This is a genomic window from Pseudogracilibacillus amylolyticus (SeqCode) (assembly GCF_051918545.1).
Classification (GTDB): domain Bacteria; phylum Bacillota; class Bacilli; order Bacillales; family Amphibacillaceae; genus Pseudogracilibacillus.
On record NZ_JBPPZG010000077.1, the window covers coordinates 1 to 16432 of the forward strand.

Consider the following 16432-nt stretch of genomic DNA (forward strand, 5'->3'; position numbering starts at 1 on the left):
AGCCCTGAGTCTCTTGGAGGAACTACAATACATCTTTTTCTTTATGTTGAGAACGTAGATGCTCTTTTTGCACAAGCTATTGATGCAGGTGCAAAGGAACTGATGCCTGTAGAAGATCATCCGGAAGGTGATCGACGCGGGGGTTTAACGGATCCATTTGGACACATTTGGTGGATCGCAACACATATAAAGGATATACCGCTTGAGGAAATCGGGTAGCACTATGTCGTTGCGTGATCTCTGTTATAGTTTTACATCTTCCACAAAAGGGCCCGATTGTTTAGGATCAACAGTAGAAAATGATCAAACTTTTTTATAAAAATTGCGCAGTGTTTCAAAAGAATTAACCCGTTTTGATCAATCTTTTTTTAAAACGGGTTCTTTTAATTTAACATAAAATGCGGTTTTGCAAGATGTTTTTGATCAAACTTTATTTCAAAGCTACATCTGTTAATTTTTTTTCGTTTAATTTTTAACGATGTATTTAGTATCGCCAACGATAACAGGAGTGTTTTTTGCGACGGGTGTAACATTTTTTGGCAGATAAGAAAGCATAAAACTTTCCTACTGCTCACTGGCTAAAAGCGCGACGTCCTGTCGCAACGCCAGTACTAGCACGTCCTGTGCGTCGTAAGTGCAACTTTAGTTCTCGCCAAGGCTTGGCAATAAGCCAAGTTTTCTAATTGTTAGACCATTTAAATCATTTACTTACGAAGGAGATGATCCCATGTTTACATATTGTAATTCAGACTTTCAAATATTATTAGATTTAACTGGTCTAGATGGTTGGCAAGAGAACCGAGATTTCATGAAGAAAATTGTACAATTATCAAAACAGAAACCTGTTACATATGCGAGTGAGACAACGATAGAAGGGACAACATCGCAAATGTTTCAAGTCAATCCTAAAGGGTTACTTGGAAATATAGGAATGATCGTTTATGATGATTTAAATACAGATGAGAATGGCGTATTAATTATTTCGAATCATACAGATCATGTAAAATATTTTGTAGAATCGGGATTTAGTACGGTATATTTAAGAACGGAAAACGGTGAATTAGATTTAGACTTTTCAGCAATGCCTGATGAGATTTGGGAGTATAGCGACTTTAATAACTTTGTCGATAATCCTAAATTAAGAATGACTTATCCAGCTGAATTAACAGGATTTCCTAATGATTTTCAGCTAAGGACAAAGTTAATAAGGTTTCCCAAAAAATTATCCATTCCTAATTCTAATTCGGTAGCGGATGTTATTTTTACTGGAAGATACTTCAAATTAAAGGACAATAGACATTATAATCCTCCTTTATCAAGAGCTATTCTCGGTTTGAAAAATGACTATTCAAATCAACCTACAGTAGCGAAACATAGGCTTGGCCAATTAATCGACTTTTATTTGAGAAATGACACTACCGTTTCTCATATTGTGTTTGTGCCACCGAGACCTTGTAAAACGAGCCGCTTTATTGGGGTAGAAAAATTCGTTAAGTCAACTATAAAATTGGAATATGATTTACTGCGATCAATAGACAATTATAAATCTCCCAAACGTGTTAATGAATTTAAAGATAAGTATAAACGTATTGAGGGAAAGATAAAATGTCAAAGCGAAGTTTCAGGACATGTTTTATTAATGGATGATGTTTTTACGAGTGGCGCAACGACGGCGGAATGTGCGAGAGTGCTGTATGAAAAAGGTGCAAGTAAGGTTACCATTTTGCCGTTAGCGTTTACGCAAGATTATAACTATTATGAACAATCTGTGATGCCTGTCATTTTAAATTCAGATGGAAATGAGTATCATATAAGATTTCAAAATGATTCCCATCAAGTATTTTGGTCGAGCAAAAAGGATAATGGGGGATTTGCATCTGAGGATTTTGATATAATAAATGAAGAGTACTTAGCTTATCGCACTAAATGTGTGGAAGTTCAGGAATATAGCGCGTTTAAAGAAATTAACGCAGTCATATTTGATTTAGATAATACATTGCTTCAGACAGATCATTTGGAAAGTTTTCGCGAGAAAGGGTTGGCTATTAAAGATGTTAAACTTATTAAAGAAGAACATATTTTGATAGATCCAAATGTTTTATCAGATTTACAAAAGACAGGTATTAAAGTAGGAATTGTGACCCGATCACCAAGAAATTATGCGAAATCATTGTTATCTGCTTGCGATTATCCATATGATTGTTTAATAGCTTCAAAAGACACACTAAGAAGTAAACCATTCCCGTATCCGATGTTAAAATGTGCTAAAAAATTAAAAGTAGATCCGAAATATATCGTAAATATTGGCAATGAAGATGGAGATTTGCAAGCTGGAAATAGTGCCGGCATGATGAGTTTACATATAAACACAGTGATTGCAGACATAGAATTGAGTAAAATTATTGGGAACAATATGGAATTAGAAATTTAGCAGGAGTGAAGCAATTGAATGATTTTTTCTGGCTCACACTCAGTTGTATCAAAGGTGTAGGCAGTAAAACATTAATACAACTATACGAAAGTTATCCTGATTTAAACGCTGAAAACCTTCAGGAACAAATTAAGACGATGAACAAGAAGAATATAAGCAAATTGTTATCGCCGGAAAATATTTCGGTTGCTAAAGAAAGGGCAGAAAATTTAATTACATCACATGAAGAAAAAGATATTAAAGTAATTCCGATTTCCAGCGAATGGTACCCCAACTATTTACGGTTAATTCCAGACCCACCAACCATCTTGTATGCAAAAGGAAATACGGAATTGCTAAAAGAAAAACTTAATTTGGCTGTTGTCGGAACAAGGGAACCGACTGAAACAGGGATAAAAGCAGCGCGTAAAATTGCTACCACTTTTGTTGAAATGGGCTATACGATAGTAAGTGGTCTTGCGTTGGGTATCGATACAGCGGCTCATGAAGGGGCATTAAAGGAGGAAAATGGAAAAACGATTGCTGTTTTAGCGGGGAACTTGATGCAAATTTATCCAGCGAAAAATAAAGAACTGGCAACAAAGATTTTGGAACGAGATGGGTTATGGCTTTCAGAAACTCCGATTGGCCAATCGAACACAAGAGGTAATTTTGTGAAAAGGGATCGGATTCAAAGTGGTTTATCATTAGGTGTTTGTCCGGTACAAACACCAACAAAAAGCGGCACTCAGCATACTATTGAGTTCTCAAGGAAACAAAATAGATTTTTGTTTACCCCAACCCCTTTACAACAAGATGAAAACGAAAATGCAATTCAGGGAAATATAGAATTAATGAATGCTGGTGTAACTGTTTTACAAAATAAAGAATCGTATAAATCAATTCACAACAATTTATTAGACTATAAATTAAAGCTAGATAATGAACACTACGAGCGTTTTGAAAAAATGAATTCAATACAACGTTCAGCTGAAAGTATCGAAAAATTAAATTTATTCGACGGATAAATTTGGTAAGTAATAAATAACCCACATCTATTATTTAGATGTGGATTCCTCTACTTATAAATATGGTTTTATTAAAATTTAACTTGCACTGTTTATACTGATGAAAAATTTGGTAGTTTTTTATTGTCCAAAATTCGTGTTGAAGTTAATTTTCCATGGATAAAATCTATCTTCGTATAACTATTTATGTATAAATTTCGTCATAAAAAAACGCTAAAAAATGTGTCTATCTTAAATAAGAAAATATAATCCTCATTTGCTTTGACTATCCCTTATTTTTGTGGTAAAAAAGTATTAGGAAAACAGTCATATACATAGTGTTATCAATTATTTTATCCACTAATGAGGTGCGAAAATGTCGATTGCTAATTTTGAGGATTTTGAACTTCCGGCAGATAGTATAAATAATCAGTTAGCAAATATTGCTTTAAACAATATAGATGAAGGGGTTATGATTACAAATAGTCATAATCAAATTATTTATGTCAACAAGAAATTTGAAAAAATCACCGGTTTTACATTTGCTGAAGTGAAAGGGAAAACGCCAAGAAACTTACAATCCGGCATACAGGAACTCTCCTTTTATGAAAATATGAAACAAGTAGTAATACAGACTGGTAAATGGCAAGGAGAGCTTTGGAATCGTACGAAGAGTGGAGAAGTATATTTACAATCGTTATCTATTATTGCCATAAAAAATGATCAAGATGAAATTGAAAACATCATCGGCATCTTTTCTGATTTATTACATAATGATTCACTTGAAAATGAATATTTACAGAACATTACCTATTATGATTCTTTGACTAACCTTCCCAATCGTTTTTGGTTTGAAAAACGTGTTGTCTCAGTTTTGCAATCTTCACACGATAAGGCATTTGCTATTATTTACCTTCAATTGGATAATTTCACAGAGATAAATGAAAAACATGGTTTCCTTTTTGGGGATGTTTTGCTTAAACGAATTGCGAAAAGATTACAAAATAGTATACCTAAAAACAGTATGGTGACGCGTTGGAGTGGGACGGAATTCACGTGGATTATAGAAAATATTGCAAATGAAGATAAAATTAAAGATCTTATTAAAGAGATTTTCGATAAAATTGCTGCTCGAATTTTAGTTAATGGAACGGAAATTTCTCTTGATGCAAGTTTTGGTGTAAGTGTATATCCTAGGGATGGCAATACAGTATCTAGTTTGTTATCAAAAGCAAATCGCGCCATGACTAGTGCTAGGAAAAATCGAACAGTTATGGATTTTTATAAACCTGAAATGGGCACACCGAACAACTTTTTTATTATGGAGATAGAGTTAAAAAAAGCGATTAAAGAGAATCAATTTGAACTATATTATCAACCGTTAATCTCCGTAGAAACAAATAAACTGGTCGGATTTGAAGCATTGATTCGCTGGAACCATCCTACTGAAGGTCTTATCTCACCTGTAAAATTCATTCCACTTGCTGAACAAACCGGATTAATTATCGAAATTGGAAATTTGGTATTTAAACTAGCGTGTGAGCAACTAAGTGAGTGGAAAAAGCAAGGATTAACGAATATTAAAATTAGTATTAATTTATCAATGAATCAATTTAAAGATCAATATTTAGTCGAAAATATATCGGAAATCATCCAGAAAACCGGTGTTTCCGCAAGTGATATCGGAATTGAGCTAACCGAAAGTTCGCTAATTGATAATATGGAAGAAACGATTTTAAAACTTCATCAACTTAAAGAGCTTGGTTTTTACATTGCAGTAGATGATTTTGGCACAGGTTACTCATCTTTAGGATATTTAATAGATTTCCCAATAAATCGAATTAAAATTGATCGCTCGTTCATTAAAGTGATGGGACATAACCAAAAAATTAAAGCTATTGTTTCCGCAATCAACACGATGGCGAAAACGATGGATATTGAAGTTGTCGCTGAAGGAATTGAGACAAACGAACAATTACAAATCGTTCAGAAATTAGATTGTCATATTGTTCAAGGGTATCTCTTTGATAAACCTTTACCGGTAGAGGAAGTGGAACAAAAATGGTTGAAAATTTAAAATTTCATTACAATAAAAGCAAACAAAAATCCGCTTGGCTTTAAGAGGCGGATTTTTATTTAGGAAAAAACGAAGAAGTTGATTAACTAAGGATAATTTATGACGAATTTCCGTAAGCTATTTTCAAGTTATCCTAATGGGAATTTACGAATCGAGTTAACTTAATAACGATTTTCCCTCTCATTTCTAACTTATATTTGATAAGGTTAGAAATCGAACTCTTTTGCGACAGAAACAAATTCGCGAACGGAAAATGGTAAGTAACTATTCTTTTTCCAAATCATCCCGAGTTCCAAATGAACATCAGGTTTCTCAAATGGAATGGCGACAATGTTTTTATTGTTTATTTTGTTACAAATTTGACTAGGTAATAATGCGACGCCAAGCTTAGCTTCCACCATTTCTAAAATAAAGTCTTTTTGAGAACTCTCACAAACGATGTTCGGGTAAAACCCATACTGGGAGCAAGCGTCAATAATGCCGTCGAATAAGGAAAAGTCTTGTCGATACATAATAAAAGGTTCGTCTTCGATATTTTTAAAACTTATCGCGGATTTTTCAATGAGAGCATGTTGTTTATGAACTACTAGCATTAATGGATCTTTAACTATTTGCATAATGTCAACTTCTTTTTTGTTTAAAGGTTTATTACAAACAAAGCCAATATCTAATGTGCCATCACAAACCCCACTTTTGATTTTTTTGGAACCAACTTCAATTAATGATACATCGATCATTGGAAATAAATCGATATAGCGACTGATAATCTTAGAGCAAAAAGCGGCTCCTATTATTGGTGGGATTCCTATTTTAATTTCTCCTTTTTTAAGATCCATTACATCGTTTAATTCTGACGTTAAATTTTCGTAAGCGTTAAGAACGTGTTTTGCATTTTGCAGTAATGCATTTCCCGCATCAGTCATTTCTAACTGTCGAAACGAACGGTAAAAAAGCGGTACGCCTAACTCTTCCTCGATCCCCTTAATTGTTTTACTCAAAGAAGGTTGTGAAACATGTAATGCAGCAGCCGCTTTGGTAAAATTTAAATGTTTCGCCACCTCAATAAAATATTCCAAATGCCGAATATCCAATTATGTTAATCCTCCCAAAATTTCACTTGATAAACCTATTATACAACAGCTATAACTAAATGGAATAGTAGTTATTCGAATTATGTATTGTAATAATATATAAAACTGTTATATAATAGGTGGCAACAAGAAGGAAAAATTGACAGGAGGATGTATGATGACGAATTACGTTAATGTTGGTAGTATTAAGGTTGCCGAAGAATTGTATAATTTTGTTAATAGAGAAGCACTGCCTGAAACCGGACTTGATATAGAACAGTTTTGGGATGATTTTGAAAAACTGTTACTTGATTTCACCCCACGTAACAGAGCGTTATTAGAAAAACGTGATCAACTGCAAAACCAAATTGATGCATGGCATAAAGAAAACAAAGAGTTTAACCAAGAGCAGTACAAAACGTTTTTAGAAGATATTGGATACCTAGAGCCGGAAGTTGAAGATTTTAAAGTTGATTTACAAAATGTAGATGATGAAATTTCCCAAATCGCTGGACCTCAACTTGTCGTTCCAATTAATAATCCGCGTTATGCGATAAATGCTGCCAATGCTCGTTGGGGATCTCTTTATGATGCATTTTATGGTACAGATGTAATTAGTGAAGAAGATGGAGCGGAAAAGTCAGGGGCATATAATCCGGTTCGTGGAAATATAGTAATTGAAAAAAGTAGAGAATTTTTAGATGCTAGTGCACCTCTTACATCTGGTTCACATAAAGATGCAACAAAATATGGGATTGAAAATGGGAAGCTTGCTGTTGTTCTTACCAATGGTGAAACTGTCGGTTTAAAAGATGAAGATAAGTTTATCGGGTTTCAAGGAGAAGAAAGCGAACCTTTTTCCATTCTATTAAAAAATAATGGGCTTCATATTGATATCCAAATCGATCCCAACCATCCGATCGGAAAAACGGATAATGCTGGTGTAAAAGATATTATGATTGAATCAGCAATTACAAGTATTATGGACTGTGAAGATTCTGTAACAGCTGTTGATGCTGAAGATAAGGTTGATGTATATCGTAACTGGAAAGGATTAATTCGCGGAGAGCTTTCCACATCATTTAAAAAAGGTGATCGAACAATCGAACGCACATTCAATGAGGACCGCATCTATAAAACTACTGATGGAAAAGAAGTGACATTATCTGGTCGAGTTCTTATGCTTGTGAGAAATGTTGGCCATTTAATGGTTAACAACGCTGTATTAAATGAAGATGGTACAGATGCGTATGAAGGAATTTTGGATGCTGTTTTTACTAGTTTAGTAGCTAAACATAATTTGCTAGGTAAAGGAAAATATATTAACTCGAAAAAAGGGTCTGTCTACATTGTAAAACCTAAAATGCATGGATCTGAAGAAGTTAAATTTACTAATGAGCTATTTGCAAGAGTAGAAGATATGCTTGATTTAGAAAGAAATACATTAAAAGTTGGGGTCATGGATGAGGAACGTCGTACAAGTCTAAACTTAAAAAACTGTATTCATGCGGTTAAAGAACGGGCAATTTTTATTAATACAGGTTTCTTAGACAGAACAGGTGATGAAATTCATACATCAATGGAACTTGGACCAATGCTTCGTAAAGTAGATATGAAAAATGCCACATGGCTTTCTTCTTATGAAAAAAATAATGTAAGCATTGGGTTACGTGCAGGATTTAAAAATGAAGCCCAAATCGGTAAAGGTATGTGGGCGATGCCGGACAAGATGGAAGATATGGTTCGTGAAAAGATCGGTCATCCAAAAGCTGGAGCAAATACCGCTTGGGTTCCATCTCCTACAGCAGCAACATTGCATGCACTTCACTATCATGAAGTTAATGTTAGTGACGTACAAGATGAATTGTTATCAAAAGGTACAGATATAGACTATCGTAACGATATTTTACAAATACCTGTTGAACAGAGTCCTGCTTGGACAGAAGAAGAAATCCAAGCTGAACTTGATAATAATGCACAGACAATGCTAGGTTACGTTGTTCGCTGGGTAGAACAGGGAGTTGGATGTTCGAAAGTACCAGATATTAATGATGTAGGGTTAATGGAAGACCGTGCAACACTTAGAATTTCCAGTCAAATGATCGCAAACTGGTTGCATCACGGTATTTGCAGTGAAGAACAAGTAATGGAAACATTAAAACGCATGGCACAAGTTGTTGATAAACAAAATGCTGGCGATGAACTATATCGCAATATGGCTCCAAACTTTGATGAATCTGTTGCATTTCAAGCTGCTTGCGACTTAGTATTTAAAGGAACAGAACAGCCGAATGGTTACACAGAACCAATTTTACAAAAGCGCCGTATAGAATTTAAGAAAAAAATCGGTGTAACAAACTAAATAGTAATAGGGGGTTTAAAAGGAGAAGAATAGTTAAGTCTTCTCCTTTTTTTAATGATTGTGAAAGAGCACAGACTATATTTTTTTAATTTAAGTGCTCTAGTTGCTTGAATTAGAGCATAAAGAATAAATTCTTGTGTTGACACTTTCGCAACTAAAAACAGAAGGATTCTAATAACTAATCGCTCGTAGTCGATCTCTGTTTTGAACAACTTTTTCAAGATCAGGGGGTACATTACCTCTCTCTCTCTCTATATATCCAGTTACTTATAGCAGATAGGCTACTTGTCTAAAACAGACTGCTACTTCTTTCTCGAAGTGGAACACCTAAAATCAAGTTGTAAACTTATTTCGCTATATAGACGGTAACTGCTGTTTTACAACTCTATCTCCAAGCAATTTCCCGAAAGTTACCTTTCCAAGCATTTTCAATAAAAATTCATTATTACCTAATCGAAAAAAATATTTTTAAATATTTTATAAAAACACTTGCAATTATATAAAAAACGACTATACTGTATTATAACAGATTCAATAAATAACACACTGTTATATAATTGGAGGTGTAGACGATGAGAGAGAAACATGACAAAGCTACTTGTCCTGAGTGTGGAGAAAACGTTTCTAATAAGAGTTATACGCTTGAGTGTGACTATTGTTTATCTAAGAAAGATGATTAATAAAAAACAATAAATTGTTATGTAATAATAAGCATTTTTATAAACTGTAATACAACAAATGGTTTTTTTGCTTGATTGAGATTGGAGCATAACGTAAACGATCAACTCTAAAGAAACAAAAGCAAAATTTATTTCCGATTAGTTGATCTAGATAGTAAAAAATCTTGTTCCAGTCTCTTCAAATATATAAGTTTTCTAATCTTAAGGAGGAAAAGTCAGATGTATAAAGAAAGAGCAGCAGCACTTCAAAAAGAATGGGATACGAATCCAAGATGGGAAGGTATTAAGCGACCATATCGTGCCGAAGATGTTATTCGTCTACGTGGTTCGATTGATATCGAATATACTCTAGCTAACAGAGGTTCTAAAAAACTTTGGGACTTAGTAAATAATGAAGAATATGTAAATTCACTAGGTGCTTTAACAGGAAACCAGGCTGTTCAACAAGTGAAAGCTGGTTTGAAAGCAATATACTTAAGTGGTTGGCAAGTTGCCGCAGATGCAAACCAAGCAGGTGAAATGTACCCTGACCAAAGCTTATATCCGGTTAACAGTGTTCCACAAGTTGTAAGACGTATTAACAATGCTCTACAACGTGCGGATCAAGTGGAATACTCTGAAGGAGAAGTAAAAAATGATTATTTCGCACCGATCGTTGCGGATGCGGAAGCAGGTTTTGGCGGTCATTTAAATGTATTCGAATTAATGAAATCTATGATTGAAGCTGGAGCATCAGGCGTTCACTTTGAAGACCAACTTGCATCTGAGAAAAAATGTGGGCACTTAGGTGGTAAAGTATTAATACCAACTCAAACTGCTATCAAAAACTTAATCTCTGCACGTTTTGCAGCAGATGTTATGGGTACTCCAACAATCATTATGGCACGAACAGATGCAAATGCGGCTGACTTAATTACAAGTGATGTTGATGAATATGATGCACCATTCTTAACTGGTGAGCGTACAGTAGAAGGTTTCTACCGTACAAAAGCTGGTTTAGATCAAGCGATTGCTCGCGGACTTGCTTATGCACCTTACGCGGATTTAATCTGGTGTGAAACTGCGGAGCCGGATTTAGATGAAGCTCGTCGTTTTGCTGAAGCAATTCATGAGAAATATCCAAATCAACTATTAGCTTACAACTGTTCTCCATCATTTAACTGGTCGATCCATATGTCAGAAGAAGAAATGGATAACTTCCAGAAAGAAATCGCAAAAATGGGTTACAAGTTCCAGTTCGTTACATTAGCTGGATTCCACACATTAAACTACAGCATGTTCGAACTTGCAGAACAGTACAAAGACAAAGGTATGGGTGCATACTCACGTCTAGTACAATCAAAAGAATTTGCTGCTGAGGAGAAAGGGTTCACAGCTACTCGTCACCAAAGAGAAGTTGGAACAGGTTACTTTGATGAAGTTGCACAAGTAATTGCTGGAGGAGAATCTTCAACAGTTGCTCTTGCTGGATCTACTGAAGCAGAACAATTTTAATCAATAATTTACAAAGAGGCTGGGACATAACTAGCCAAAAATAGTTAAATAAAAAGGTTCCAAGTAATAAAAAATTTGCTTGGAACCTTTTTTCTGGTTTATTCCATCTTCTGTCACTTTGTTACCATTCGTGAGGTGTTTTTTCTTAAGTTCTTTTTATGAATATAACTATTGTTATTTGTAAAAAAAGAAATATATTGTCCGTTTTTGACAGAAGTAACCTCATGTATACTCATTTCTACTTACTTGCTATCGACCTTGGTATCTAAGGAAAGCCTTGATATGATCCATCAAAGGTCGTTTGTTAGTTAATTAAATAATTGTCATTTGTAAGTATTTCTCACTATAAAGAGCTTAATTATAATCGGAACTCCCTAATTATGTAACAATAAAATAACACATTGAAATATAACTGTAACATTATTAAAACATGCTTGTCATTTTATAGTGCTATACTATTATTCGACTAAAAGATTAATAGATTACATAATATACATTAATAATTTTTATGACCCTACATATTTCGATTAGATATTACGTACATAGACAAAAAGAACGGTCATAAGGGAAGCGGGGAATAGTTTTGAAAAAAAAGGTAGTTGCAATTGGTGCAGTTGCAGTTGTTACTTTAAGTGGTGCATTTTTTAGTCAGGAAGCCCATGCTGAAACATTACAAAGTGTTCAGAATAAACAACAAGAAGTAAAATCACAACTTTCAAAAGCAGAAGCTAAAATTGCAGATATTTTATATGAAATTAAAGAGATTAACGAGGAAATTACTCGTCTCCAATCGGCGTTAGATGAAAACAATAAACAAATCGACAAAACTGAAACAGAGATTGCTACTTTACAAGAAGAGATCGATACTCTAAATGAGAAGATTGAACAAAGAAACGAAATCTTAAAAAGTAGAATTGCTTCATACCAGGAAAATGGTGGACAAATTGATTATATGGAAGTTGTCCTAGGTGCAGAAGGATTTAGTGACTTTATTAGCCGTATCTCTGCAGTTACTACTATAACTAATGCTGATATGGATTTGTTAGAAGAAAACGAAAGAGATAAAGAAGCAGTTCAAGAGAAATTAACTGACCAAGAAGAGCTTAAACAAGAATTAGAAGATCAGGAAGAAACAATAAAAGTTCAAAAAGAACAACAAGAAGCAAGTAAGAAAAAGTTAAAAGATAAAGAAGATAAGCTTAAAAAAGATAAAGCTAAGTTGGAATCTGAAAGCAGTGAACTAGTAGCATTAGAAGCAGATATCCGTGCTAGCATGACTGCACCAGCTACACAAGAAGTAGCATCTGCTACTGAAAATTCAGATGAGACCAGTAATGGCGTTACTCGCGATAATAGCACAAGTAACAATAGTACAAATAATAACAGTAACAGTAATGGAAGCTCATCTACTCCTAAAACAAATAACTCACCAAAGGTAGCGTATACTGGCGGTGGCGGATCAGCAATCGCTGCTGGTAAACAGTTTATCGGTAGATCAACTTATGTTTATGGTGCAAAGAATCCGGGTGCAGGACAATTTGACTGCTCAGGATTTGTACAATGGGCTTATGAGCAAGAAGGTGTAAGCTTACCGAGAACTGCTAGTCAAATGGCAAGTTCAGGTACAGGAGTTCCTTATAGCCAAGCTAAACCTGGAGATTTAGTTATCTTTAGAGGCGGAAGTCATGTTGGTATCTATCTTGGCGGTGGTAAATTCTTAGGATCGCAAAGTAGTACTGGGGTTGCAATTGCCGATATGAACAGTGGCTATTGGGCACAGCATTTTGATAATATCGTTAGAAGAGTTAAATAAATTAAAGAATATTAACGCATCGTTAGTAAAAAACTAGCGATGCGTTTTTTAATTTGCAGAAAGAAGATTAGACATAATTTAAACAAACAGCACTCATAGTGTTGTTTATCGCGTTTAACGAATAGTGGGTTTCCCCGTTCGGAAATCTTTGGACTACAGACGAACATGTCTTTTAATTCCTTGGTGAAGCAGGAAATATCTTAGGGACTAGGCTATTTGATAGTCTTGTTGAAAAGAATTAAATTTTTCGTGACGATCGATTCTATTAGATTCCGAGAGTTTACTCACGTTTGCCCCACCATAAAAACGGGACATGATAATTATCGATTTTTGTTACCCTATTTTGTAATAATTAAACATAATTTGTGATATAAATGTAATTTTTTTAAAACCTTTCTGTTATCTTGAACTGTTATAATTTGATTCGTGAAACAATTAAATAGAGAAGGTTACTAGATATAGATCAAGTTATACATAAGAGGGAGCGGAAAAGTCTTGAAGAAAGTAACTGTCTTACTGGGAGCACTCGTGATGTTCACTTATAGTTTCACTATTGTGCCATTAACATCATTTGCAGAAAAAGATTTATCTGAAATTAAGAAAGAGAGAAAAGAAGTTAAAGAAGATTTGACGGAAGCTGAAGAAGAAGTCGCGGAAGTTTTAGTAGAAATAGAAACAAAAAATAAAGAGATTAAAGAACTGAATCAGACGTTAGAAGATAATACAAAAGCAATCCAAGAAGTAAAAGAAGAGATGGATTCTAAAAAAGAACAAATAAAAATTCTAGAAGACAAAATTGAAGAAAGATTTGATATTCTTAAAGAACGAGCCAAATCATATCAGAAAAATGGCGGTAATATTACATATTTAGAAGTGCTTTTTGGTGCAGAAGATTTTACTGACTTCATCAGCCGACTGAATGCAGTGACAACAATTACAGATTCTGACGCTGACTTAATTAAAGAACAAGAAAAAGATAAGAGAGAAGTAGAGATGAAACTAAAAGAATTAGAAAATCTAGAAGAAGAGTTATTGGAAATTGAAAAATTAGTTACGGAACAGAAAGAACAAGCAATCCAGATGAAGGAAGAACTAGAAGGAAAAAAGGATGAATTAAATGAATTAGTTCAAAAACTAGAATTTAAAGATGAGGAATTATCAGCTCTGGAAAATAAAATTCACGTTCAAGACGCAATTCCTATTTCCGATGGTATTTCTCCCGAGGCAATGGGTGCAGGAACTTTAGGTTGGCCTACACAAGGCGGATACATTTCTAGTCATATGGGTCAGCGTTGGGGGAAAATGCATAAAGGAATTGATATCGCACGAACTGACCGTAGTACTAGCCCGCCAATATTTGCGGCTGAAAGTGGGACGGTTGAAACAGCTGGTACAATGAATGGTTATGGCAATACAGTAATTATTAATCACGGAAATGGGCTAAAAACATTATATGGTCATATGGCATCGATTAATGTAAAATCTGGTCAGAAAGTTTCCAAAGGAGATCAGCTGGGAATTATGGGAGCTACAGGAAATTCTACTGGAATCCATCTTCATTTTGAAGTCCATGTAAATGGTTCTATCCAAAATCCTGTGGGATATTTAAATTAGAAAAATTAAGGGATTTGTTCTTATTTTAATAGAACAAATCCTTTTTTGTTCGAAAACAAGCTACACTTCTATGAACCGACCATTTTGTTCACTTCCAAAAACCCGCCTTATACACTAGAATATGTACATAATGAGACAAGCGTATTGTCACGCAACACTTTCTAGTCTATACTTAGTAGATAGTAATCAATAATTTAATAGATTATGTGTTGGTTTTTTTGCAAATAAGCAAAAAATTAAAAAGGAATCAGGTGAAAATCCTGAACGGACCGGCCACTGTAAATGGGGAGATGTCTTTAACGATACCACTGGTACTAGACTGGGAAGGTAAAAGATATACAATGATCCATAAGTCAGGAGACTTGCCAAGACAAAAATGCACGATACACCTTCCAGGATAGAGGTATGCATACGACTAGAAAATTTTTGTGTTTAATAGTACATAGAATATATATTTTCTATCAGACTCTTACCTTTTTTGGGGGTAAGAGTCTTTTTTATTGGCAGATAAGAAAGTATAAAACTTTCTTGACTCGCTCACTGGCTAAAAGCGCGACGTCCTGGGACTGTAGCTACGCTTTCGTCCCACCGTAAAGATTTGTCTCAGGCGCCAGTACTAGCACGTCCTGTGCGTCGTAAGTGCAACTTTAGTTCTCGCCAAGGCTTGGCGAGAAGCCAAGTATTCTAAGAGGTGTGCAACAATTACAACAAATACGAAGGGAGGGTTGGTGAAAAAATCGAGGATTAAAAGAAAGTAGTAAAAAGAGTAGGGAAGACAAAAACTTACCTACACATTACATAAAAATGATGTGAGTTTTTAAAAAATTAAGGAGGGAAAAGGATTGAAAAGAAATCAACGAGTTGTGAGTGTTTTATTTGCATTTTTATTAATATTTTCCTCTATCTTATCACCGATCTCTACATATGCAGAAAATACACAAGAAAAAGAAAGTGAAAACGTCACTTCAGATGAAGAGTTGGAAGATAAGAGGGAAAAGGAAGTCATCCAAGAAAAATCAACGGATGATTCAGAGGTCGAAAAGGAAAATGACCATAAGCAAGATGAAAAAGAAAAAGCTAGTGACCAAGATCATACTCTTTCCGTAGAAACAGAGGATGAAGAACAAAGTGATCCGGATGAGGCAACAGAAGAAAAGGAAGAAATCCAAACAAAAGAAAGAGCTCCACCTGTTACAGTAAATGTTCGGGTAGAAACGCATGAAAAAACACTAGTACCATCTACGGAAGTAACTGTCGATAATTTCGATTTAAGCGAATATGGCGGTCCTGCGTCTACAGACAGTCCTAGAGCAATTCACGCTATTATTCGTGCATTAGAAAACGTGGAACACTTAGATTTAACTAATTATAACGATTTTGCATTAGAATTTGATGGTAATTATATTGCTGGTATTGATGGATTATTTGAATTTGATGCAGGTGGGAATAGTGGTTGGATGTATTTCATTGATAATGGATATGTCGAAAAAGGAGTTTTACAACGAGAGATCAATGATGGAGAGTCTATCGTTTTATTCTATACACCTAATTATACAGATAATACTTTTTCTTGGTTTGATCGCGAATCATATTCAACACAAGTAGGAGAATCGCTTGAAATTGAATTAACCGGCGTTAATTTCGATGTGGTGAATCCTGTAGAAGGTGCATCGATTCTAATCGATGAAAAAGAATATATAGTCGATGGAGAAAAAGTTTTAACAGATGAAAATGGGAAAATAACTGTACAGTTTGATGAACCGGGAACTTATCATTTATCTGCACAGCGAATAAATGCTAACGATGAACGCAACATCGTACGACCATACGCAATTGTGGAAGTAACAGAAAACGATACTGATGAGAAGAATAAAGGTAATGAAGAAATAGACACAGAACCTCCTG

General features: G+C 34.7%; 10 protein-coding genes and 1 riboswitch. Of the genes, 9 read left to right on the forward strand and 1 reads right to left on the reverse strand.

From position 1 onward, the window contains the following. The 4 genes from ACPYKA_RS10220 to ACPYKA_RS10235 form a co-directional block, all read left to right on the forward strand. Positions 1 to 219 (forward strand): VOC family protein (locus ACPYKA_RS10220; RefSeq protein ID WP_479542197.1); only part of this gene is annotated, 219 nt, incomplete at its 5' end. Between the two features lie 508 nt (positions 220 to 727). Continuing rightward, on the forward strand, positions 728 to 2431 hold the full coding sequence (locus tag ACPYKA_RS10225) for an HAD hydrolase-like protein (protein WP_479542198.1): 1704 nt from the start codon (positions 728 to 730) through the stop codon (positions 2429 to 2431). A 14-nt stretch (positions 2432 to 2445) separates the two neighbouring features. Then, a complete protein-coding gene (dprA, locus tag ACPYKA_RS10230; RefSeq protein WP_479542199.1) occupies positions 2446 to 3438 on the forward strand; it encodes a DNA-processing protein DprA in 993 nt (330 codons plus the stop codon). A gap of 355 nt (positions 3439 to 3793) precedes the next feature. Continuing rightward, positions 3794 to 5494, forward strand: coding sequence for a sensor domain-containing protein (locus ACPYKA_RS10235; RefSeq protein ID WP_479542200.1), 1701 nt, complete (start codon positions 3794 to 3796; stop codon positions 5492 to 5494). A 206-nt stretch (positions 5495 to 5700) separates the two neighbouring features. Here the strand turns inward: ACPYKA_RS10235 and ACPYKA_RS10240 are convergent, their stop codons facing one another. After that, complete coding sequence (locus ACPYKA_RS10240; protein ID WP_479542201.1) at positions 5701 to 6585, reverse strand: LysR family transcriptional regulator; 885 nt, start codon at positions 6583 to 6585, stop codon at positions 5701 to 5703. A 157-nt stretch (positions 6586 to 6742) separates the two neighbouring features. Between ACPYKA_RS10240 and ACPYKA_RS10245 the strand changes: the two genes are divergently transcribed. From ACPYKA_RS10245 to ACPYKA_RS10265, 5 genes are all read left to right on the forward strand, one after another. Further along, positions 6743 to 8926: a malate synthase G gene (locus tag ACPYKA_RS10245; RefSeq protein ID WP_479542202.1), complete on the forward strand. Its 2184-nt coding sequence runs from the start codon at positions 6743 to 6745 to the stop codon at positions 8924 to 8926. 899 nt (positions 8927 to 9825) lie between these two features. Then, positions 9826 to 11100 carry an isocitrate lyase gene (gene aceA / locus ACPYKA_RS10250; protein ID WP_479542203.1) on the forward strand — a complete coding sequence of 425 codons (1275 nt, stop codon included), beginning with the start codon at positions 9826 to 9828 and terminating at the stop codon, positions 11098 to 11100. Between the two features lie 583 nt (positions 11101 to 11683). Beyond that, positions 11684 to 12913 carry a C40 family peptidase gene (locus tag ACPYKA_RS10255; protein WP_479542204.1) on the forward strand — a complete coding sequence of 410 codons (1230 nt, stop codon included), beginning with the start codon at positions 11684 to 11686 and terminating at the stop codon, positions 12911 to 12913. A 495-nt stretch (positions 12914 to 13408) separates the two neighbouring features. Next, positions 13409 to 14527, forward strand: coding sequence for a murein hydrolase activator EnvC family protein (locus tag ACPYKA_RS10260; RefSeq protein WP_479542205.1), 1119 nt, complete (start codon positions 13409 to 13411; stop codon positions 14525 to 14527). A gap of 193 nt (positions 14528 to 14720) precedes the next feature. Further along, positions 14721 to 14911, forward strand: a riboswitch (cobalamin riboswitch). 458 nt (positions 14912 to 15369) lie between these two features. Continuing rightward, on the forward strand, positions 15370 to 16432 hold a 1063-nt coding region (locus ACPYKA_RS10265), incomplete at its 3' end, for a DUF4430 domain-containing protein (RefSeq protein ID WP_479542206.1).

What these genes read in the sequence shown, in the direction of transcription:
- ACPYKA_RS10235 (WP_479542200.1), top strand. Translation starts at nt 3,794, where the DNA reads ATGTCGATTGCTAATTTTGAGGATTTTGAACTTCCGGCAGATAGTATA.
- ACPYKA_RS10245 (WP_479542202.1), top strand. Translation starts at nt 6,743, where the DNA reads ATGACGAATTACGTTAATGTTGGTAGTATTAAGGTTGCCGAAGAATTG.
- ACPYKA_RS10225 (WP_479542198.1), top strand. Translation starts at nt 728, where the DNA reads ATGTTTACATATTGTAATTCAGACTTTCAAATATTATTAGATTTAACT.
- aceA (WP_479542203.1), top strand. Translation starts at nt 9,826, where the DNA reads ATGTATAAAGAAAGAGCAGCAGCACTTCAAAAAGAATGGGATACGAAT.